The sequence below is a fragment of the Ammoniphilus sp. YIM 78166 genome (assembly GCF_004522215.1).
In the GTDB taxonomy this organism is placed as follows: Bacteria; Bacillota; Bacilli; order Aneurinibacillales; family RAOX-1; genus YIM-78166.
The window spans coordinates 382,573-404,470 of the sequence record NZ_SDLR01000001.1 but is presented as its reverse complement, the minus strand read 5'-3'; the positions used below and the strand labels follow the sequence as shown (position 1 = coordinate 404,470).

At 46.8% G+C, this 21,898-nt stretch carries 22 protein-coding genes; 2 read left to right on the top strand and 20 right to left on the bottom strand.

Annotation, left to right across the window (positions count from 1 at the left end):
* Positions 1-62: 62 nt before the first annotated feature.
* On the bottom strand, positions 63-497 hold the full coding sequence (locus EIZ58_RS01875; protein ID WP_134699597.1) for a BrxA/BrxB family bacilliredoxin: 435 nt from the start codon (positions 495-497) through the stop codon (positions 63-65).
* Between the two features lie 149 nt (positions 498-646).
* Between EIZ58_RS01875 and EIZ58_RS01870 the strand changes: the two genes are divergently transcribed.
* The gene (locus EIZ58_RS01870; protein WP_167577439.1) at positions 647-2,023 is read left to right on the top strand and encodes a Na+/H+ antiporter NhaC family protein; all 1,377 of its coding nucleotides are present in this window, start codon (positions 647-649) and stop codon (positions 2,021-2,023) included.
* Positions 1,998-2,294 (top strand): hypothetical protein, encoded by a 297-nt coding sequence (locus tag EIZ58_RS01865; protein ID WP_134698821.1) that lies wholly within the window; start codon positions 1,998-2,000, stop codon positions 2,292-2,294. Before EIZ58_RS01870 ends, EIZ58_RS01865 begins: the two co-directional genes overlap by 26 nt.
* On the opposite strand, the gene EIZ58_RS01860 is transcribed toward EIZ58_RS01865, so the two are convergent.
* The 19 genes from EIZ58_RS01860 to EIZ58_RS01770 all read right to left on the bottom strand — a co-directional run bounded on the left by EIZ58_RS01860 (position 2,276) and on the right by EIZ58_RS01770 (position 21,888).
* The gene (locus tag EIZ58_RS01860) at positions 2,276-3,730 is read right to left on the bottom strand and encodes a M1 family metallopeptidase (RefSeq protein ID WP_134698820.1); all 1,455 of its coding nucleotides are present in this window, start codon (positions 3,728-3,730) and stop codon (positions 2,276-2,278) included. The genes EIZ58_RS01865 and EIZ58_RS01860 overlap by 19 nt on opposite strands.
* Complete coding sequence (locus tag EIZ58_RS01855; protein WP_134698819.1) at positions 3,727-4,014, bottom strand: hypothetical protein; 288 nt, start codon at positions 4,012-4,014, stop codon at positions 3,727-3,729. The genes EIZ58_RS01860 and EIZ58_RS01855 overlap by 4 nt, the downstream gene beginning before the upstream one ends.
* 98 nt (positions 4,015-4,112) lie before the next feature.
* A complete protein-coding gene (locus tag EIZ58_RS35040) occupies positions 4,113-5,759 on the bottom strand; it encodes a copper resistance CopC/CopD family protein (RefSeq protein WP_134698818.1) in 1,647 nt (548 codons plus the stop codon).
* 64 nt (positions 5,760-5,823) lie between these two features.
* Entirely contained in the window at positions 5,824-6,879 is a 1,056-nt protein-coding gene (locus EIZ58_RS01845; RefSeq protein WP_134698817.1) for a DUF4198 domain-containing protein, read from the bottom strand.
* A 149-nt stretch (positions 6,880-7,028) separates the two neighbouring features.
* The gene (locus tag EIZ58_RS01840; RefSeq protein WP_134698816.1) at positions 7,029-7,688 is read right to left on the bottom strand and encodes a response regulator; all 660 of its coding nucleotides are present in this window, start codon (positions 7,686-7,688) and stop codon (positions 7,029-7,031) included.
* Complete coding sequence (locus EIZ58_RS01835) at positions 7,685-8,494, bottom strand: sensor histidine kinase (RefSeq protein ID WP_134698815.1); 810 nt, start codon at positions 8,492-8,494, stop codon at positions 7,685-7,687. Before EIZ58_RS01835 ends, EIZ58_RS01840 begins: the two co-directional genes overlap by 4 nt.
* 11 nt (positions 8,495-8,505) lie before the next feature.
* Entirely contained in the window at positions 8,506-9,192 is a 687-nt protein-coding gene (locus EIZ58_RS01830) for a J domain-containing protein (RefSeq protein ID WP_134698814.1), read from the bottom strand.
* Between the two features lie 19 nt (positions 9,193-9,211).
* Positions 9,212-10,555, bottom strand: a complete 1,344-nt coding sequence (locus EIZ58_RS01825) for an MATE family efflux transporter (protein ID WP_134698813.1) — start codon at positions 10,553-10,555, stop codon at positions 9,212-9,214.
* Positions 10,556-10,591: 36 nt separating this feature from the next.
* The gene (locus EIZ58_RS01820; protein ID WP_240688916.1) at positions 10,592-11,074 is read right to left on the bottom strand and encodes a hypothetical protein; all 483 of its coding nucleotides are present in this window, start codon (positions 11,072-11,074) and stop codon (positions 10,592-10,594) included.
* An 11-nt stretch (positions 11,075-11,085) separates the two neighbouring features.
* Positions 11,086-12,060 carry a CobW family GTP-binding protein gene (locus EIZ58_RS01815; protein ID WP_134698811.1) on the bottom strand — a complete coding sequence of 325 codons (975 nt, stop codon included), beginning with the start codon at positions 12,058-12,060 and terminating at the stop codon, positions 11,086-11,088.
* Between the two features lie 111 nt (positions 12,061-12,171).
* The gene (locus EIZ58_RS01810; RefSeq protein WP_134698810.1) at positions 12,172-13,110 is read right to left on the bottom strand and encodes a DUF1835 domain-containing protein; all 939 of its coding nucleotides are present in this window, start codon (positions 13,108-13,110) and stop codon (positions 12,172-12,174) included.
* A 1-nt stretch (position 13,111) separates the two neighbouring features.
* Positions 13,112-14,296 (bottom strand): MFS transporter, encoded by a 1,185-nt coding sequence (locus tag EIZ58_RS01805; protein ID WP_167577438.1) that lies wholly within the window; start codon positions 14,294-14,296, stop codon positions 13,112-13,114.
* Between the two features lie 14 nt (positions 14,297-14,310).
* Positions 14,311-14,934 (bottom strand): YesL family protein, encoded by a 624-nt coding sequence (locus EIZ58_RS01800; RefSeq protein WP_134698808.1) that lies wholly within the window; start codon positions 14,932-14,934, stop codon positions 14,311-14,313.
* Positions 14,935-14,981: 47 nt separating this feature from the next.
* Positions 14,982-15,299: a cupin domain-containing protein gene (locus EIZ58_RS01795; protein ID WP_134698807.1), complete on the bottom strand. Its 318-nt coding sequence runs from the start codon at positions 15,297-15,299 to the stop codon at positions 14,982-14,984.
* 12 nt (positions 15,300-15,311) lie between these two features.
* Positions 15,312-17,606: a DUF4962 domain-containing protein gene (locus EIZ58_RS01790; protein ID WP_134698806.1), complete on the bottom strand. Its 2,295-nt coding sequence runs from the start codon at positions 17,604-17,606 to the stop codon at positions 15,312-15,314.
* A 1-nt stretch (position 17,607) separates the two neighbouring features.
* Positions 17,608-18,276 (bottom strand): bifunctional 4-hydroxy-2-oxoglutarate aldolase/2-dehydro-3-deoxy-phosphogluconate aldolase, encoded by a 669-nt coding sequence (locus EIZ58_RS01785; protein WP_240688915.1) that lies wholly within the window; start codon positions 18,274-18,276, stop codon positions 17,608-17,610.
* Between the two features lie 2 nt (positions 18,277-18,278).
* Positions 18,279-19,235 (bottom strand): sugar kinase, encoded by a 957-nt coding sequence (locus tag EIZ58_RS01780; protein WP_134699595.1) that lies wholly within the window; start codon positions 19,233-19,235, stop codon positions 18,279-18,281.
* 51 nt (positions 19,236-19,286) lie between these two features.
* The gene (locus EIZ58_RS01775) at positions 19,287-20,051 is read right to left on the bottom strand and encodes an SDR family NAD(P)-dependent oxidoreductase (protein ID WP_134698805.1); all 765 of its coding nucleotides are present in this window, start codon (positions 20,049-20,051) and stop codon (positions 19,287-19,289) included.
* Positions 20,052-20,115: 64 nt separating this feature from the next.
* Positions 20,116-21,888, bottom strand: coding sequence for a cache domain-containing sensor histidine kinase (locus EIZ58_RS01770; protein WP_167577437.1), 1,773 nt, complete (start codon positions 21,886-21,888; stop codon positions 20,116-20,118).
* Between the last annotated feature and the right edge of the window lie 10 nt (positions 21,889-21,898).

Sequence of the window (21,898 nt, the reverse complement as noted above, 5' to 3'; positions counted from 1 at the left end):
AGAGAACTTCTACAAAAACTTGAAAAGCCAGCCTTTACCTAAGGCTGGCTTTTCCTGGGAGATTACCCGCAATGCTGTTCAAATGCACCTTGAAGGTTAGCGACGATGGTTCCCGCATCATAGCCTTCAATTTGATGACGCTCAATGAAATGAACTAATTTTCCATCCTTGAATAAAGCGACGGATGGGGAAGATGGCGGGAAATCAATGTGCTTGCGCGCTTCAGCTGTAGCTTCCTTATCCTGTCCCGCGAACACGGTTACTAAGTGATCCGGCTTCTTTCCTCCTGTTAAAGAGTGAATTACAGCGGGTCTGGCAATCCCGGCAGCGCATCCACATACGGAATTGATCACCATAAGGGCTGTACCCTTGGTTTCCGCGAAGAATTTTTGAACGTCTTCCACAGTCGTCAACTCGGTGAAACCAGCATGGATAAGCTCATCTCTCATCGGTTGAACCATTTGCTTCATTTGATTCATATAGGCATCAAAAGACATTAATGACATATCATTTTCACTCCTGCTTTACGTATTTGTTTCTATTGTACCCATTTTCCATCGTTTTTGAAAGGTTTCGATGCGTTCCTTTTTTCCTTTTGTTGCTATACAATGAGAATATACTTATTCACCTAGGAGTTTTCGGGAAAATGCTTAAACCGCTTACCCTCATATTTCTTATTTTCTGTACGATCGGTGGCATGCTATTGTCGTCCCTATTCGGTCTTCCCCTTGCTCTCGGTTTTTTATTAGGCCTAACTGTGCTCGTCCTGTTGTGCCGGAGAATGGGAGCTGCTTGGTCAGACGTATGGGAAGGAACGCGTTCAGGGGCCTACCGAACAAAGGAAGTTCTTTGGATCTTGGCTTTAGTCGGACTGCTCATCCCCTCTTGGATGGCCAGCGGGACCATCCCCTATTTGATTGATTGGGGGCTATCGCTTGTTGAACCCGCTTACTTCTTGTGCAGTGCGTTCCTTTTGTCGACTTTAACCTCTATGGCGCTCGGCACGTCGATTGGTACTCTGAGCACCATTGGACTTCCCTTAATGGGGGCTGCTACCATTCTCGACCTGCCCTTAGCTATGGTTGGTGGAGCTCTAATTTCTGGAGCGATGGTAGGAGACCGTTCGTCCCCACTTTCTAGTGCTCATCAGTTGCTGGCGGCGACAACCGAGACCGACATTCAAAAGCAAAGCAAGGCGATGCTGCCTACCACATTGGGAGGCATAGTTCTTTCCTGCTTGTTTTTTTATGCATGGGACCTTCAGGGTCAGCTCCAGGTTGAGGGAAAGGAAGTTCTGGACTATTCCTTCGAACAGCAGTTTTTCTTCCACCCCTTGCTAATGCTCCCACCTCTTATTCTGATCGGCATGATCTTGCTACGGATCAAGACCAAGTATGCTTTTGTTGCTTCGATCCTAGCAAGCCTTATCATCGGGAATTATTGGCAAGGAGTAGGTGGAGCGGAATGGTGGCGCTATTTACTTCATGGCTTTGATGGGTCTTCTTTGTCCATCCTACACAGCAAAGGCTTGTTGGACATGACGGGTATGATCGTCTTTATTGCTTGCACCGGGGCATTTAATGGCCTTTTAGAGAAGCACAGGGTCATCGAACCCTACATACAGCAAATGATGGGGAACAAGACTAATTTGACAAAGGCCACTTGTACCACTTCCCTCTTTGGCCTGGTGATGAACATGCTTTGCTGTAATCAGACTCTCCCGATTATGATAAGCGGGAGAAACTTGCTGCCCATATGGCGGGTACGGTATAGCGGTGCACAGCTTTCGCGGGTACTTTCGGATACCAGTTTGCTGTTTGCTGCTCTCATCCCCTGGAATATACTGGCGATGCTCGCAGCGACCATCATGGGTGTGCCTGTTACAGACTACTTGCCTTATGCCCCATTTCTTTGGTTGATGCCTATTTTGACGATTGCCCTTTCCTATTACTATGATCTGCAATGGAAAAGAACCCAGTCGAAAGGAGGAAATGCAAATGAAAAGACTATTGCAAGGCTTTGAGATGGTTTATTATTTGGATCAGGTAGCCCTTCTACCGGATCAGATCTGCACCTATCAAGGAGAGCCTTGGGCTCCCCTTAACACTACCCACCTTATCGCTCATGATGAGCTAAGCTATTGGTGCTTTGAGAAAAAAGGGGACAAAATCTACTGCTTAGGCCTTTTCCAAGCAGAGGAATCAGAGTCGGAGGCTTCGTTGGCTGAGCGTAATGAATTTCACGATGTCACCACCCAGCTCCACGGCGTGTTTGACTACTTAAACCAATCCTGAAAAAACGAGTCCATGTCTTTTTCCGCATATCCCTTCACAAAGGCAACGAACTCATCCTTGGTTACAATTTGATATTCAAACTCTTGGACATACTCCTTTAAAAAGCGGCTGAATGCTTCTTCCCCTAACTCTTGTTGGAGGGCGAAGATCATCAAGCTGCTTTTTCTATAGTTTCCTCGCCAGTAGGAAGCCCAGTCTGGATAATGGTGAATAGGCTGAATCTTTGTTTGCGGGAAGTGTCTATCGAGGTATCGCTTTTCCTCTGCATAGTAAGAAGGAAGCTTTGCACCCTGGAGATACTCATCTGCAAAATACGTAGCAAACCCTTCATCTAGCCAAGGCTCGTTTAACGGGTCATTGCCCACGATGTTATAAAACCACTGATGAGCGATTTCATGAACGACCGTCTCAATCCCCTTCGGATCTTGAAGCCGATCGGAACGAACAAACACCAAACCTGGATATTCCATTCCGGTAATAAACATCTCGTTCTCGAAAATATCTAGCTGCTGATACGGATAAGTTCCAACTCGTGATTCCATATAATCCAGCATACCCTTGGCTTCTTGGAGAACCTTGGAAACCGTCTGTTTACTTAACGTGCGGTGGTAGAGATGAATGTCTTTTCCTGAAGAGGTACGAATCGATTCTTGCTGATGATTCGGGGTGATAGCAAATACGAACTCCCTTGCACGATCCACCTTGGAGACCGTTTTACTACTCCCCTGCTCGTTGGACGCTTCTTCTTCCCCAGTCATCACCACATGATAAGAGTCTGGCACCGTTACCTCAACCTCATAGCTTCCGGCCTCACTAAAAAAGGGATCTCCCACCGCCTCATATTGATTCACCCGCCATTCCCCGTCATAGACGGAGAGAATCGGCAGCACATTGCCGAACCACGCTGCTTCTTTTTCGGATCCCAACCGATGATGGATCCCAGGGAGCTGTCCCGTCCATTGAAGTTGAATCTCCCTTGGGGTATTAGCGGACCATGGTTGTTGGAGCTCAACCTTAAGAATGGCTCCATCACGATGGAAAGAGACAGGGAAGCCATCTACTTGCACCTCTTGAATGTCCATTCTTCCATACTGTACGCCGTGCGGATAAGCTCGCGAAAAGGACTTCGGCAGAACAGGCGGCTGTTTCTGGCTGGGTTCAAAAGCGGAGAGGAAAAGCTGGATATTCAGTTCATCTGTGGGAATAGATGTACGATTCCACGCTTGGATCGTGGTCTCTCCTATTAGTATATTTTTCGTTGATTCATAGGTAAGTTTGTGCTGGTAGTGGGGTGGCTTCGGCTCCATAGGGACGGATACCGCCATCTCCTGCTCTATCAGAGCAGCAGGCACCGTTTCCTCTGTTGGCTCATGAGAATTGCAGGCCATCAAGAGGCTAAGCAAAACGATAGAAAGGATCCGTGCTCGTCCGATCATTCTTTCACGATACCTTGTTCCCTAAGAAACTCTGTCAGCTGCTGCTGCTCCCCTTCCGTAAACTTAAATTCCGAATCGCATCCTTCATCCTGTACCACCATCTGCACAACGTCATTCTCCTGATTGAGAATGATGAGGGCACTAGGCTCGCTTAAGCCTTCCGGCAGTGTATCCACCTGAAAGCTAATGTATACATGAAGCCATTGGCCCATCTGAACCTTGTCGTCCACCTTCAATTGTTTGAATTTGGATTCTTGAAACTGGGTAAATCCGTGTGAAATCATAGTTATCCTCCACATTTTATTTTCTTCCTTTCATTGTAACGTTCGCATAAAAAGAAGCCAAGCATTTGGCTTTACTGTCTGCTTGGCTCCAAATCTATTTAACCCAAAGGCGGGGAGGTTGTCGATAACAATCCAGCACAAATTAATACAAGGATGGCCAAAATCAATTCAAGCCTTAATCCCCATACCAAGCCTTGGTGAGCATTGGTTGATAAGGCAGTAATCCTGGGAAAGAAATACCACCGATGAATCGCCGCAATTCCTAGTACCGGTAGAAAAAAGGCTAGTTTCCAGAGTAGCTGTATACCATAATTACTTGTAAAAAGCATGTGGAAGGAATCCACCCGCAGGATGGTGAGGAATATCCCACTTATGGTCACAATCACCATCATTCCTGCAGCATAGCGAGAAAACCTCTCCATACCCTGGTGCAGTTGAAGAAGACTTTCCTTGGTCCCATCCTGGAGGAAGGAATACCCTGCCAAACCAATCAATCCTCCAAACCAAACCATTACAGCCATCATATGAATCAGGTGTGCAGGTACCGCAGTAATTGCTCCCTGTCCGCTTATTGCGTGGCCTGTTAACGGAAAGGTTAGGCTAAGAACACTAATCAAGAAAAAGCTTACCAGCTGACGTTTTAAGAAGAAGAAAAGGAGAAACAGGAGCAATGGCCTTAACCAGCTGGCTATCCCTAGCCAGGTAGAAGTCAAGATGATTGGCAAGGAATCCCATCCCTGCCCCAGTCGAACGATGAGATTCCACACATCCCCAACCCCAGCAGCTACTAAGAGAAAAACACCTGCAAGAAGGAGATTTCGTTCTCCCTTTGTAGCATGACTTTGTGCTCTTAGGATCCAACGAGTAAAAAATAGGAAACCTCCTACAGACACTACGATCACCAGTTCCATTATGCGGAGAAAACGTTGGGTATTCATGCCAGCATGCTCCGCTTCGGAATGAACATGTGTATCGACCAGATGTTCGTGCGGCTGTTCTGTGCTGACCTCCGCTGGAGGCAAAGAGTTCGTTTCTTCTACTACAGTTTCTTCGGCTAATTGAAACTCCTCTACTGCGTTGTCTATAGCAGGAGCAGACTCCTCAACGGAAACCGTAGTGTGCACCTCTTGCCGAGGAACCTCTACTGTTTTAATTTCCTGCACCGGAGAAGGCTTCACTTGCTCCTCCTTTTTTTCAGCGACAGGTTTTGATTGTGCTGGTGCTGGAGGAGGCGAAGGAGGAACTTGGGCTGGCTTCGAATCCGCTTGCGGCGCAGTAGGAGCAGGAGCAGCTGGTGCAGGAGTAACGATAGGAGCAGGGTCAGCAGGGGGTGGGGAGCCACCTAACACTGGCGTAGCTGAGGGTTTACTTGTTTCCAGCTCGGCTCCGCCAACGGAGAATCGAAACCTTCCTTCTGTCGTATGCGTATCAAGAGATAAGGTCTGCCAATGAACCGTGTAGACACCCGGCTCCAACGGCGGATTCTTAAGAATGAGCCATAATCCATCTTCACTTAATTTTTCAGTAGGGATGACGTTGCCTTTAGCATCTCTTAAAGTCATATGACTGAGATTCGTATCAATCTTCTCCGAAAATTGGACACGGATCTCTGGCGGAGATTGCTGCAGCTTGGACTCCTGGGCCGGTATGGACTTCGATGGATACGCATGAGCCAAGGCTTCTTGAGGAACGAGGAAAGCACCCCATAAGCCTAGAATGAGCAGATATATATAGACTCTTTTCATTTGGTACACCTACCTTTTTGTAAATGGAAAGCGCCAGCTTAATGCCGACGCTACCATAAGGGATTTATTTATAAATGGATACGACTGGAGCCATTCCACCGACAGGTGCAAACCATTCAACAGAAGCCCCATTCGCTTCTACCGTTGAACGAAGCGGCACTAATCCTTGACCAGTAAAGCTGGCATCGATGTATTGACGAATGAAATCACTGGACACATGAAGACTGCCATTCCTATTGGCTAAGCCCTGGCCTGCCACTTGACGTCCCTCCACCTTGACAATCGGTTGAAGTTGTCCGTTGACTGGCAATACATAGCTTCCATTTTGAACGTGGAACGTCATCGTTGCTTCATAGTAGGTCTTGTCATACTGGCCCTCGGATTTCTCGGCTTTTTCGATTTTCGATCGAACCAAATAGTAATCCGCTGGACCAGCCGTGAAAGTAATTATTCCATTGGCATCTGTCTTAAACGTTTTCCCTTCAGAATTGCTTCGCTGGATCAAGGAAACCTCCGCATCTGAAACCGGTTGTCCTTTCAGCAGAAGTTGAACCGAAACCTCCTTGCCACTCACCAAGGCTGCAGGGTTAAACTGTGGAACTAATTCTGCACGGTCCGTAGTCACCTGTCGTTTAAAGCCGCCTAGATGAGCCACTCTCTGCGCACTTGGCAGATCACTTACCGCAACAAAAGATTTTGCGCTGCGAAGCGTACGGCTAGCCACATCCCCATGTTTAAACACCATATCCCCCTCGACTGAGATAATATGTGCACCTGCCATTTGAGAAGCGAAGGATGCTACATGGTAGTTGTTTACTTTAAGACGAGATTCTGGAGTATCTATTTCCTCCCCTGTATAGAACAAAGTGCTAGAAATATCCGCTTTTGTTCCGTTAGGCAGGGTGACATAAACTTTACTGTTATCTAGATTCCAGTTCGAATCTATTCGATAACTGGCATGATGATTGGAATGATTACCAAAGAGAAGCTCCACATAAGAGTTTTCTCCAACCCCAATGATGGGTGCATTTGTCTGGGACCAGCCGTCATGAGCCAGTGCAGGTACTGCGGCGGAGAGAATCGTTGCAGATAAAACGATGGATGATAATAGCTTTTTCACGTCATTTGTCCCCCTATTTACTTGTAATCAATGAATTCCTATCGATAAGCACAGTTTTTATTATAGAGAGAGTGTGAACTCTTGGATATGACCCATGTGGGCTATTTTTGTCCATAAAAAAACTGCCATAAACGGCAGTTGGGCTGACACTATTTTTCTTTTCGTATGCTAATGCCATGCTTAACGGCATAGGAGGCCAATTGAACCCGATTCTCTAAATAAAGTTTTTTTAGCAGGTTCTTCATGTGGTTTTTCACCGTATTCTCTGAAATGCTTAGTACTTCTGCTAGTTCTTTGTTCGTCTTGCCTTCGGCCACATGGCGGAGGATTTCCCGTTCTCTTGGGGTTAGTGTATCCGGATTGAGCTGATCAGGATTATCCGTCTCTCGAAATTGGTAAAACAATCTTCCAGCCAACTCCCGGGACACATCGGCTGTCCCATCGATTAAAGCATGCAGATAAGTGACCCAATCATCCGGGTCCATATTTTTAAGCAAGTACCCCTGAGCCCCAAATTGAATCGCCGTAAATAAATCAGCAATATCGTCTGAGACACTTAATATCACGACCTTGGTTTGGGGATGCCTTTGCTTAATTTCTCGAGTAGCCTCCAATCCATTCATCCCCGGCATGTGGATATCCATTAAGACTAAATCTGGTTGCAGCTCCTCACATACACTCAGCGCTTCCTCCCCACTTGTTGCTTCCCCCACAAGAACAAAAGACGGGTCACTCGCCAACAAGCTTTTTACGGCTTTCCTTGCTAGGGGATGATCGTCTACAATGAGTACCTGATAAGTTAAATTCATGGCTTTACCTTCCTTTGCGCTCGGAGGATCAGTTGTGCTCCTCCAAGGGGTGTTTGTCCAAGCTCTAGCTCAGCGCCTATTTTTTGCGCGCGTTCGCTGATCATTTTCAGGCCAAATTGATTGGAGGAATGGGCAGGGGCAGGAGGCAAAAAGCCTTTTCCATTATCACTGATGACAAGCCGCCAAGATTGGGGTTCCGTCCACAGCTGAATAGTGGCTTGTGTAGCTTGAGAATGCTTGCGAATATTCGTAAAGGCTTCCTGAATAATCCCGAACAGCTGAACTTCTTCGCCCGGTGTAAAATATCCTTTTGAAATTTCCACCTGCTTGGAAATTTCTATGCCGGTCAGATCACACCACTCATTCAGCCACCTGCCTATGCGATGAGTCATATCAACGGATTCATGCGGCATGGTACGCAAGTTGAAGATCGCTTGCCTCAGGTTATTATCAATCTCGTTAACCGCCATCCTCGCTTCTGTCAGATCCCCTTGCTTCAACTTCACCTTCAGGAAAAATAGCACTTGGGCTATATTATCATGCAGCTCGCGGGCCAGCCGTTCTTGTTCCTCATAAACCGCTCGCTTGGACTGCTCCTCCACTATTTTTTGATTCATCTTATCGATCTTCTTAAACATCCAGGTAGCAAAAATATAGGATAAAACAAACGTTAGAATAGTGATATATAGATTCCCTGCTTCCATGGAGAGATGATCTAAGAGAAGTTCGTGGCGAACATACTCAAAGCCCCCAATGAGAAGCGTCGGGAGAAGGATCGCAAACACTTTTAATTTGTTATAGGTCATGATAGACGGATCTACTCCCTCCTCTGATACCGCTCATACTCTCGCTTCACCATCCCAAATAAGTATGCACTTCCCCCAGTATCAGGATGGAGGACCTTTAGCAAATGACGAAACTGCTTTAGTATTTCTTCATGAGTAGCATCTTCCTTTAGCCCGATCAGCTCAATTAATCTTGTTTCCTTGTTTTCCGGAATAGAGGAGATCGAACTGTCACCGTAACTTCGATTATAACTCTGTTCCCTCTTCGGGACCTGGTCCATAAGGGTTTGTAATCTCAATTGATAATACTTTAACCGATCCTCAAGCTCCCATTCATCCTTTGGCAGCCTGCCTTCAAGAAACTCAGCTTCAAATCCCTCAACATAGATCCTTCTAAACTCGGCCATGATGTCATTATAAGGCTTCAGTTTTTGTTGAATCGTTTCTCCTAAACTATAGATGCGTAGAATATCTTGAATCGCCCATTCTGATATTCCTAAAGAGAATGCAGTTAGCACACGGGACTCGTGCTTGGGATGAATGGTCATTTCTTTCAAAAAAACGTCCATCCTCTGCTGCTCCTCTTTACTCAGACTTTGACCGATCCGATAAGCAAAGTCCAGCTTAATTTGCCTTTTTCGTAGTTTATCTTTCCATCCTTCGGTGAGCTGCCCTAAAGTCTCGACAAGCTCCCTCGTGAATTCATCTTCAATCACCATCTGAACCTGCCCACCTCCTCTAAGAAAAACTGCTTTTCCTTAGTTTAGGGAGATATGTCCAAGAAATCAACGAACGAGATAAGCTAAATAATACGAAGGAGCACCATAAGCCATGGTTGTTCCAGATGGGGGTTAGCAGCCAGACAGAAGCCAGGAAAATGATCATAGATAGGATCATCGTGTTTCGTACTGGCCTGGCATTGGTCGCCCCTGCGCAGATTCCCTCGAGCTGCAGCCCCCAGAACACGGCAAAGGGAAAGAGCAGCAACCAAATGATATATTCCGATGCCAGAGCTTTCACTTCTTTTATGGCCGTAAACAAGCTTATAATCCATCCTTGTGCAAGAAATAACCCTAACGCAAGAAGAACCGATGCCATGATAGACCATAACACCGTAACCCGGATGGTAGCATCAAACAAAGCTTCATTTTTACTGCCAATCGATCGCCCAATAAGAATGGACGAAGCATTAGCGAATCCTCCAAAGAAGTAAGCCAAGATGAACTGCAGCTGCATCAAGATCGCATTGGCTGCCAACGTGACCTCACCCAGCTTTGACCCATAAGCCGTAAAGGTACCGAAAACCGTGAGTAAACAAATGGTGCGGATAAAAAGATCTCGATTCACTTTAAACATTTTCAAAAAGGAACGAGAGTCCCAATAATGAGACCAGCTCCATTGACCCCAATCCATTTTCCTGCTTGCCAATAAAAGTAGAAGTCCCACTACAATGGCACTTACCTCAGAAATCACGGTAGCTAAGGCAACTCCGGGCACTCCCCATTGGAGAACAAGAACAAAATATAAATCTAATCCTATATTTAATAAGTTCATAAAGATTTGAAGAAATAAGGCCAGCTTCACCTTCGAAATACCAATCAGCCAACCTAATATAACGTAGTTTGCTAGGACAAAGGGTGCACCCCAAATTCGTATATCAAAGTAGCTGGAAGCCTGAGCTTCTACCACAGGGCTTGACTCCATTAGAAGCAAAGAAAGATACTTTATGGGAGATTGTAAGCTAATAAACAAACATCCCATAATCAGCGCGATGCCTAAAGGTCTGAGCAGAAACATCAGCAAGTCCTGGGTGTTCCCTGCCCCTTGAGCTTGAGCCGTGAACCCGGACGTGCTAACACGCAAAAATCCGAGCACCCAGTATAAATAATTAAAGATCAGTGCACCGATCGCCACTCCGCCAATATAAGCCGGATGGGGCAATTGACCGACAACAGCGGTATCCACCGCTCCTAAGAGCGGAGTCGATAACCCAGATAAAATTAAGGGTAGAGAAAGCTTAAGAAATTGCCCATGTGTTAGCGGCGGTGTGGTTGAGAGTGAAGTTGCTGAGACGGTATGCATATTTCCTCCAATTACTAAAAAGATAACCTCATTAAGCTAGAGGTTATCTTCTTGCCTGTCATGATTTAAAAATTGTATCGCACAATGGTAGAGAAGCAAACAAAAAGATCGGTTGTGTTGAATATAAAAAGAAGACACATCATATCGGTTGCGAGCGGGTTCATAAACGACTATGACCCTATGCTTCATGCGATTGAGCAAATACTCCATGAGAGCGGAAGACAAGTCTTTCTTATAAAAAGTGAGGTAGGCGTATAGGGAATGATCATGGGGATCATCTAATAGACTCACTCCTGCACATGAATACTCAGTTGGAATCCCCGCTTGGTTCAACAGTTGCAGAACAGGATAAAGCTCCTCATCTACGTAATCCTGCTTTAACCACTTGAGGGATTTTGGCCGCTTCTCCGGCTTCGGATGGTTCACCCACCATTCTAACTCCCGCTTTCTGCGTTGCCACTGCTCTATCGAATGGTGAGATAACTGTATTTCCTGCAAGGCTTCATTTGACTTTCCCATCATGTTTCTCCTTATGATAGACTTTCCCAGTCTTCTTTCAATTTCTCTACGTCCAAATTCATTCCTATTAAAACAATATAGACCTCTTGAACCTCTTTATTCAATTGCCAGTTCGTTCGCTTACCAGAGAACTGCATAAGCTGGTGTCCCTTACCATCTATCGATAAATAACCTTTTGCCCTGAGCAGTTCAGAAGACCATCTTTTCAGGAATTTTTCTACGTCTCTTTCTCTTAACGGCTTCTGAGCCGAAAAACTTACGGTTTGAACACGAGAATAGGACGCTTTATCTTCCTGGTGGGAACATGATGGGCTTAACACAACAAAGAGGGGTGCTAGGGTTTGCTTCCTAGGCCTTCTCCCGTCAATCCCTGTAAATAAAGGGTCCATTTCTACTTCACTATAAGTTGTATATTCAATAGGAGCGGTATCATTTTGTTTACGGACTGCTTTTCCGATCTTTTCTTTATGCTTCTCGCTCACCAGATCCGACTTATTCACGATAATAAAATCTGCCAAGGCCATCTGCTGACGAAGAGTGTGAACCAGCTGCCGATCCGACTCAAAGATGCTATTATACTCCAAAACATACTCAGCATCCAGAACGGTTAACACTTTATGCAAATAGACTCGATCCAGAATTTCAGGCTCTGTTAGTGCATCGGCAATCTCCTCAGGGTTCGCCACTCCTGTTAGCTCGATGAAGAGAATGTCGGTAGAGCGTTTCAGCAGCTTTTGAACACTTGAGGCAACCTCGCTTTTTTTGTCACAGCAAATACAACCGTCAAACAGCTTTTCAAGATCACCGGCGCTCAGATGCTTGGCGATAATCTGACCGTCGACATCTAGACTCCCTAGTTCGTTCATTAGGACAGAAGATTTCTTTCCATTTGCTTTAGCATACTGAAGCAACCGCAGCAAGAGGGTCGTTTTTCCGCTTCCCAAGAAACCACTTAAGACAATAACCGGTATTCTCCCAACAGTCACCGTTCATACCTCCCTAGTCGTTACGGATTCGATCTCCCTCTTATGTATATCTGCAATAATCGTAATTATTACGAATTATATTATCTAATATCTTCTCTGTCGGGTCAAGGGCTATTCAACAATCCTTTCCCCATCCCACCTCCATCGATCCTCTCGCAGATGAACGCCGCCCAGCCACCAATCGATGCCTATGAAATAAAAACGATCTCTCCTTCCATCTAGGACGTCTGAACCAAAAGAAGTCAATTCGAACTGGCAGTTAGCTTGAGGCTGTTGATAGCTAGGTAAAGGACCGTCACTTTTGAGTAGGGGCGTTGCTCCCGTCAGCAACTGGCTTAGTAGGGCGGCGAAATGCAAATCGCTTAGACCATCAAGCGGCCTTTTCCTGCAAATATATGTAAACAGCTGGTCAAAAGAGCACTTGTTAACGCGGATAAAGCTTAGGGATAAGGCCTCTACCTCATTCAGTCCTGTATGAGTTGATGGATAATACTGCAAATGGTTTTGCATTGCCTGGGCTAAAAAAGGAAGGGGATGCTCGCACCCTGCTATCCATGTTTCCAGGTCATAGGGTGTCGGCGAAGTATACGCCTTCCATCCCGTTATCGCCTCTTGTACTTGTTCGCCGGTGATCGCTTGTCTTCGATAGGAATAGAGCTCAACTAACTGCTCGGAGGACAACTGCCCCAGCCCGAAAAAAGGCTCGATTCCCGGATAGGCATCGAGCGTGACCATCGAAAGGTCGCGAAACCCTTTCATTGACAACTCCTGCAACAAATACATCAGCATGGTTTGATCGTATCGGTCATGCTCAAACCAAAGCGTAATTTCCGCTCCTCTCGGCAAATCATAAAGCATGCGGCGTTGCCTGGCGCAGCTCTCCAGAAACAACTGAGATGGAATTCCTACGTTTTCTTCAAAAAAGCTTGCTCGCTTCTTCATATCTGGAAGCGGTCCGTAGTCGTACATTTCCCGCCAAACGATTATTTCACCCTCCAGCTGATTGGAGAGTTTTTTTCCTACGATATCCCCATTTACAACATGAACCATCTCATGACCTCCTTCCGGCTAACATCAATAATCCGCTCAAGATTATAGAATATATAAAAAGCGAACTCCACGACACCCATTGGGCATGAGGAAACTCCAAAACCCAGTCATATAATACACCGCCAATCGTATTTCCCGCCACTCCGCCTATCGCTAGGCCTAAACCTTGAAAGCCAAAATATGTGGCTGTTAACGAAGCATTCGCAAAAGTGGCAATGATGCCGTTCATCACAGGAATGGCAATCATTTGGCCGAAAGTAAAAACCAAAATAGAAGTGATGATGGACTTCATTCCCGAAGACCAGCCCAGACAAAACAAGCCAAGCCCCAAGAAGAAAGTCCCGCCAGCCATCAGTTGAAGGGGAGCGAACCGACTCTCCAGCCATCGTATGACGGGCAGCTGCATCACGACCATAAAGATGGCACCCGTCATATACAAATAGCCAATCACACTTGCGTCATCCAGTATGGCAGTGGTTCGGACAGGAACGGCGAGATACAACTGGACATAGATAGCCCAGACTCCTGCTGAAAGAAGCGTAAAGACAAGAAATCGACGATCGCTGCCCAATGTGCCCGAAACCATATGAAAAGAGAAATGACACTTCTCTTCTCCAGCCAGCGGCGGTAGGAATAGAAAAGTCACAATAAAGGATAGTAAAAACATCAAAGCCGATATCAAACTAACAAACGTAAAATCAAACTTCAAAAGAAACATTCCTATGACTGGACCGAGAATAAACCCGATATTGCTAAGCCATTCCCGAATCGCATAAATTCGTTGCTTATCGTAACCTTCGGCTAATTTGGCATAAGCCGCATAGCTTGCCGGGTGGAACATTGCCCCTCCCAGGCCCGACACAAAAGCCGCCGCCGCAAACCCTAGAGGATGCTCAACAAAGCCATATACGGAAAAGCCGCCCGCCCGAATCGCTACGCCCAGCAGTATGGCATTTTTGAAGCCCATGCGATCCGCTGCTATTCCGCAAAAAAATTTCAGTCCATTCTGGGATAATCCGCTGATGGACAAAATAAAGCCCGAAAGCGCAGCGCTCCAGGCCAAATGATCAATAAAATATACGCCAAGCAAAGGAACCAGCATAAAGAAACCGATGGCCATCAGCAAGGTATCGAGATACATGACCATCAAGGGCAGGTTTATCAACCCCTTACTTTTTGCTTTCATTAGAAAATGCATATCTACTCCTTCATCGCGACAGTGTCAAAAACCTTCATCGCATTCCACATCAGCCAAACACTTAGAGCACTTGCACTGAAAAACAACTGCAAACCAGGCAGGTACCAAACTATATAATAAATGGCAAGCGTTCCAGCCAACATTCTCAATACACAAACCGGATGGGACATCGCTAATAGAAAGGAGGAATATAGGCTTCTCAGCATCCCATCCTGAAAGTGAGCAAAATAGGGCAGAGCGAACATCAAAGTAAGGAAAAACAGGATAGATAATGCCAAAAAGAAGCAATAGCCGACTTGAAAGACCAGCCCATGTGAAAAAAATGTTTCAAAATAGATCAGATCTACATATAAAAAGAACCCAAAAGCTCCAAACAACAGCCCTAAGCCGTTTGCTCGTTTGAACTCTGCTTGGTAAACCTTCCAAAAAAGCGGAAAAACCGGTACGTCCCCGTCCCCCATTACCCACCTTCTAGCCACAGCGAACATTGCCAGCGTGGCTGGCATGGCTCCGAATACGATCAATCCTGCTAAGGTAAAAACAACCCAAAGAAGATTAACATAGGCCAATCTCATCACCCATTCGCATAGCCGATATAAACTCCCTGCCCAACCGCTTAGCTCCAACTCTGATCACCTCATGTATTGTAAAGGAAGACGCTAAACGCCTCCCTTTACTTCTTTAGTAAGTCCTCCCTTAATGGAGTAAAGGTGTCCAACAAGGCGCCGCTTTCTAAAGCAACCGCCCCGTGCTTGGCCCCGCTTGGGATAAAGATCGTCTCCCCTTGGGTTAGGATATGGCTTACCCCATTGATCGTAAACTGAAACTTCCCTCTTAGACAGTAGCTCAACTGCTCATGCGGATGACTATGCTCGTAGCCTTCCGCTCCCTGCTCAAAATGGACTTCCATCATCATAAGAGAGGCCCCCGGAGGAAAGATCCTCCGCTTCACCCCTGGCTCCGCCTGCTCCCAAACTTCCAATTGATTCATTCCAATTTCCTCCTAATAAGCTTTAGCTACTTCGATACGTTGCGTTTTTCCGTTTTCCGTCAAATAAATATTTACGCCATGATCCTGGTCATCCATAAAATAGGATACATATTTGTTTTCCTGCTTTCGCTTTGGCACAAGCAACGTCACAATCCGGTGCCCCGCCGCAACCCGAGTCGATGCCGTCAGATGCCATTGCTTAGGTAACCCCTCTACCTCAGCTGGATCCACTCCTATGAATTCGTCATCCTGCGATAGCAGAAGGTCTCCTGAAGAGCTGTAAATGAATCGTCCTTCCAGATCCGCTTTCTGCCCTTCGATGTGGAAGGCTTGACCGTGAAGCTTCATTTCCGTCAGGGAATGAAGGAGCCAATCTACACGGCCTGGCTGATCGAGATCAACAGCATCAACAATCACAAAATAGGATTGATCAATGAAATAGATTTCCCGCTGGTAGAGATTCAAGTAAGGCACGGTATGCTTGTAAGCTTGCGTCGCATCCTCTTGGACATAGTGATAGCGATCGGTGGATTCTACTCGGATAATTTTGCCCGTTGCTGACATATTCAGAGTCTTATCGGTTCCGGCGTATTGCCCCTTCCCATCAATTAAAAGCGTGTTATGGGAATGAGTCTGCCTTCTCCAATTCATATGCATCGTGCTATTAAAACCTATATAATAGCCAGTCTTAATGACTAGAGGTTCCCCAAAAGCATGAAGCAGGAAACTATTCTGGTCCCCATGGCTATGACTGACCGACCCGTAGGAGCTGCTTTTGGTCAACAGCATAATATGGTCATCCGGTTGATCCATTTTATGATGGAAGGCGACCCAGCCCACATCCTTGAACCACTTGACAGGCTCAATGTCTGAGGGAGACTTGCTTTTGACTTCCGGGTAATCATGGAGATACATCATGTCATCAAACCGGAAGTCCCACCAGCCGTAGTTATAAAATTTCTCATCGGCATGTACGTCATATTCCTTTACCTGATCAAAGTACCACTGATACCTGCCATTGCCTGTAATGCCAGCAAACTGGCGGATATTAAAGGCGGTCTTCAATCCAGGTCGATCCCCGAGACTGGACTGGTCTCCAAAGCTGGCTCGGATCGTATCCGGACTATAGCAATAAAGTGGGAAATCTCCTGTCTTTGCGAAAAACGGTCTCTGGTAAATATCCACCCCAGTGAATTTCCTCACCAAATTTAAGCCTTCGGTCAAATAAGCCATACCGGTGGTCCAGTACATCGGACCCTCAGCCCATCCCCCGTCTGCTCCTCCCCATGGACTATATAAGCAGGAGTAGTATTCAAGCGTATAATCCAGCCACTCCCTTGCCTCAGGCACTTCATCAAAAAGAGCAATGCAGCAGGGCACGAGCACCGATGATAGGGATCTTACGGCATGACTGTCATAAGGCACGTGATGGATTTTTGACCGTTCAATGACATGGAAGGCCACCTGTTCCGTCCGGCGGAATAAGGCCTGCCTTACAATTTGCCTTTCTTCCTCAGAGAGCGCAGAGTAAAGCCAGTCATAACCCCAGGCTAGAGCGCCGGCAATCCGGAACGCAGCTTCGTCGTTATAATCGCGGGAGGTCGTTCCCTCTGTATCCCAAGAGGCCGCATGCAAGAGCCAACGCTTCGCTTTTTCTAGGATGGACTCGTTCTCCAGCACGATCGCAGCGACGCTTAAATGGCGAATGGCATATAAAGTTTCTTGGCAATCCATATACATTTGGCGCCACAGTTTGATCACTCGCTTATTATCTGGATAACGAGCCGGTTCAGCAATGAGGTCTCGTTCCAACCACGGCAGGACTGACCTTTCTAAAAATTCAGACCAATTACAATAGGAAGGATCTTGAGCCACCTGCTTCTTAAACGCATCTAGCTCCTCTTGATTCAGCCATAATCGCGGATGAGGCAGCGTCGACTTGCTGTATCGCTCCTCACGTCTTGGCATTGGCGTCTCGGGCAACCCTTCGCTCACGAGGAAGGTCCTGATCGCACTCCACTCCGATCGAACGTTTGCTTCCTGGTCCACCAAAGCATATCGCCAATAATACGTGCCTGGCTGCAACGCTTGACTTGGAGTAAAAAAGTTATATGGAATAGGCTTAAACGTCAGCGTATCATCGGACGCAAAATCCTCGAATTGGGAGATTTGCAGAACATAGCAATCGTCTTCAAGTTGAGCCGGCATCCAGGTAAAGCGCGGCGGATTTTCTATGATAGAGGTTTTTGCATCTGGCTGGTACTGTACATTCAGTACGCTGACATCCGGTTGGTATAAGGTTTTCATTTTAGTCCCTCCCCTTTCTAACTTGATTGATTTTCCTTGCATATTCCTTTGCCTTTTCAGTAATCACTTCCCAATTTTCGAGGGCGATGGCTTCCTTGTCGATCAGACTTCCTCCCACTCCCACAGCCGCCGCACCTGCCCGGATAAACGCCTCTACATTCTGTATATCAATGCCTCCAGTTGGAATCATGGGAATGTGGCTCAGGGGACCTTTTACATCTTTAAGAAATGCAGGGCCAAGACCTGTAGCCGGGAAGACCTTAACTACATCGGCTCCCCACTCCATCGCTTGCACCATTTCGGATGGTGTCATCACCCCGGGTGCTGCGATCTTTCCGTATCGCAAAACAGTCTGGATCATCTCTTGCTTTAAGCATGGACTAAACACGAACTCGGCTCCGCTTTGGATCGCTAGTCTTGCTGTTTCTGAATCCAGCACGGTTCCGGCACCGACTAGCGCCCTCCCTTCGAAACGAGCGGCTGCCTGTTCAATCATTGTCATTGCTTTGGGGTGATCTACCGTGATCTCCAGTGCGGTTACTCCGCCTTCAACAAGGGAGTTGCATAGAGCCTCCAGCTTTTCCTCCGGAATCTGGCGCAGTACGGCAATGACGCCGCCCTCCACGAGCTGCCGCAATTTCTCTGCTTTGGGTATTGTCAATTTCATCATTCCTATCTCAAGATCACATTTTTTTCTGCATCAGGAGAGACTTGCGACCAATAAGGCAGCCCCTCCATATCCCCTTCTACCGTCAGCGCATAGGCTCCTACCCGGTTAGCGAGCCGAACCGACTCCTCATACGACCAGCCTCGCAAGAGTCCAGACAAGAAACCGGCAGCAAAGCCATCCCCGGCTCCGACCGTATCCACTATTTTTTCAACACGATAGGCCGGTATAAATCCCTCTTGCGATCGTGTCGCGAAAAATGCTCCTTTTTCCCCTAGCTTAATCACCACGGCCTCGCTGCCTCTCTCAAGAAAAAACTGGGCCATTTTCTCCGGTTGTCTTTCCCCCGTCAGCAGTTCTGCTTCCTCCGCACCAGGCATGACGATATCCGCCGTAGCCGCCAAGGGAACTAAAACCTGCCGGGCAACTTCGCTAGACCAAAGCTTGAGCCGAATATTGGGGTCAAAAGTGATAAGCAAGCCATAATTTCGAGCGATCCTTATTGCTTCTTGCACAGTCCGAAGGCAGGAATCGCTAAGCGCTGGTGTAATCCCCGTAATGTGTAGAATCTTAGCTTGAGCGATGTAGGGTTCATCAAGATCCTCAGAATTCATCGAGCTCGCAGCTGAATGCTTGCGATAATAGTAAATTTGGGGTTCCGTTTGACTTCTATCCTTAAAAAAAACGGCAGTTGGCCTATGGGGATCAAACTTGACCCTTGACGTATCAACCCCTTCTCCGCGAATGACATTCCTCACATACAGGCCGAATTCATCCGCCCCTAAGCGGCTCATCCATCCCGCTTGATGGCCTAGTCGCGACAAACCAATCGCTACATTCGATTCCGCTCCCCCAATCGTCTTTTTAAACTGCTCAGCATATCGCAAGGGACTTGGGGAAAGCGGAATAAACAATGCCATTGATTCTCCTAGTGTAACAACGTCCAGCTCCTCCACCTCCATGGATGAAGAAGAGGGTGGGATCAATAGTACCCCATCCCTCTCCCCTGTTTTCTATTTCATGAACAATCCACCGTTAATCTCAATCGTTTCGCCGGTAATATAAGAGGTATAAGGAGATACAAGGAAGGCAACGACTCCGCTGATATCTTCAGGTACTCCTCCCCGCTTCAGTGGGACGCTGCTGACCGTCGCATTTCTTGCTTCTGCAGAAGTAAAGGTTGAATGAAACTTAGTCTCTTCGATAAAACCAGGGGAGATTCCATTGACTCGAATGCCATACGGAGCCAATTCCTTAGCCAAACCTTTGGTGAAGGTGAGGATTGCCCCCTTGGACACCGCATAAGCCACCGCTCCGTTCCCTCCACCGTTATGGGCTGCAAGCGAGCTCAAATTGATGATCGAGCCGCTTCCTTTTTCTTTCATTCCCGGAATCACCGCTTTACTTACAAAAACGGCAGAGGTCACGTTCACATCGATAATTTTTCGCCATAAATCCTCCGTCATCTCCGCAATGGCTCGCCGTTCCACTAAGTGCCCTGCATTGTTGACTAGAATGTCAACGGTTCCAAAAGCGCTTTCGACTTGTTCAACGAGCTGCTGAATTTGCAACTGATCGGTAACATCCGCTTGTATTGTGATCGCTTCCCCGCCTTGCTCGCGGATGGCTTGAGCAGTTTCCTCCGCTCCCTGCCGGTTGCTTAAGTAATTAACAGCGACTTTGGCGCCGCACGCGGCGAGTTCAATCGCGATGGCTTTTCCGATTCCTCCGCTGGCTCCAGTTACGAGCGCTACTTTATCCGTTAAGTCTACTTTCATGTTCATGCCTCCTCTTTGAATGATAGATTCATTCTAGCATTGAGGCTGGTCTGCAAACTTGGGTCTATTTTGACTCGTTTGTGCTTTTTTTTAGTTTTTGGTCCAATTCCGGCAAAGGCATCATGACGCGCACCGTAGCACCTAGACCCTTTTTTCCGCTTAACTGCAGCCCATATTCATCCCCATAGGTAAGTTTGATCCGCCGGTGCACATTCGCAAGCCCTATACCTTTTCCGTTTGCTTCCCTTTCTTTGACGATAGCTTGGATATCTGGATTGTCCTGCTCAAACCCTGCCCCATTATCTGATACTTCCACGATAAAGTGCTCCCCTTCCCTCTTCATCTCAATCCAAATTTTATGATGAGCTTCAATGCCATGCGGAAAGGCATAGTGAAAAACATTTTCCACCAAGGGCTGGAGGGTCAGTCGAAGCATGGGGACATCCATAACACCATCGAGCTTCCATTCGACTTGCGGCATTTGCTGCTGCCGGTATCGCTGAATGAGCAAAAAGTTCTCCACGTGATGGATTTCATCCCTTACCCTCGTTGGCTCGAGAGGGCTTCGAACGGCATAGCGAAACATCGAAGCCAACGCGGCGACCATATCCTGAATTGGCTCTTCCTCTCCAATGAGGGAATAGGCTTGAATAGCTTCGAGCGTATTGTAGAGAAAGTGAGGGTTGATCTGGGACTGCAGGGCTTGCAGTTCCGCCTTCTGCTTCGCCAACTCATGCGTTCGTTCGTTTAATTCCGCTTCATACACGCGCTGAATCAGCTCGGAGACTTGCGCAATCATCTCATTGTAGCCGTTCATCAAGACACCGATCTCATCCTTGGGAATCGGCTGATCAATCGGCCGCAGCCTTCCTTTCCCTGCTTCCACCATTTTATTTTCCAGGCGGCGAATGGGATGCAGGATTTTTTGCAGAAACAGATAAAGAATGATCATCATGAGCAGGAAGGAAGCGCCTGCCGAGATCATCATCACATTGCGAATATCCAGAATGGGCTTTTGCAGCTCCTTTAAGGGGATAGTCGCTATCATCTTCCATCCCGTATACTCGGACGTATGATAAGCAAATAAGTGCTCACTGCCTTCCCAACTGCGGATGAAGCTCCCGCTGGTTTCGGTCAAATACCTGTCCCCTAGCAAATCCGATCCAAGAGACCCCATCCATTCATTTTTCGGATGATACACGATCCTTCCCTCTTGATCAATGATCCAAAGGAAGCCGCCTTTAAAGTCCACCTTTTCCCAGATGGCTTGCAAGTCAGTTGCACGTACATCGAGAACAAAGGATCCTTTATCTTCAAAAGTTTTTTGCGAAAAGGCCCTTCTGGCCACCGAAATAAACAATTGCTTGTCTGGCAAATCATCTCCAAATTCGGTCACTAAAATCTTAAGCTTCCCGTTTGGCGGAAGCTCCCTTTTCAAGATTTCAGCCCGCTTCTCCACGTTGATACTCCTGGACTCAAACACGTTGGTGGAATAAGTTAACCCATTATCCCCAATGATGTGAAAGCCCTCAATCACTGGATTCTGTAATATTATTTCTTTCAATAAATGGCCTTCTAGCCAGTTGACAAATTCTAATCGTTTATAATAGTCGGACTGGTGTAAGTCGAGAAATTGCCGGACCTCTGGTGAACCCACGACTCGCAGAGAAAGCCAATCATACCCGCGAAAAAACGTATCGACCTGTTCTCCCACATTAAATACAATCTGCTCCAAGTACTCTTTGACCTGATTTTCCATCTGCTGAATGGAGCGATAGTACGTGAATGCCCCGATAATGCTTGAAGGAATAATGATGGCAATGCAAAAATAAAGCATGAATCGGGAA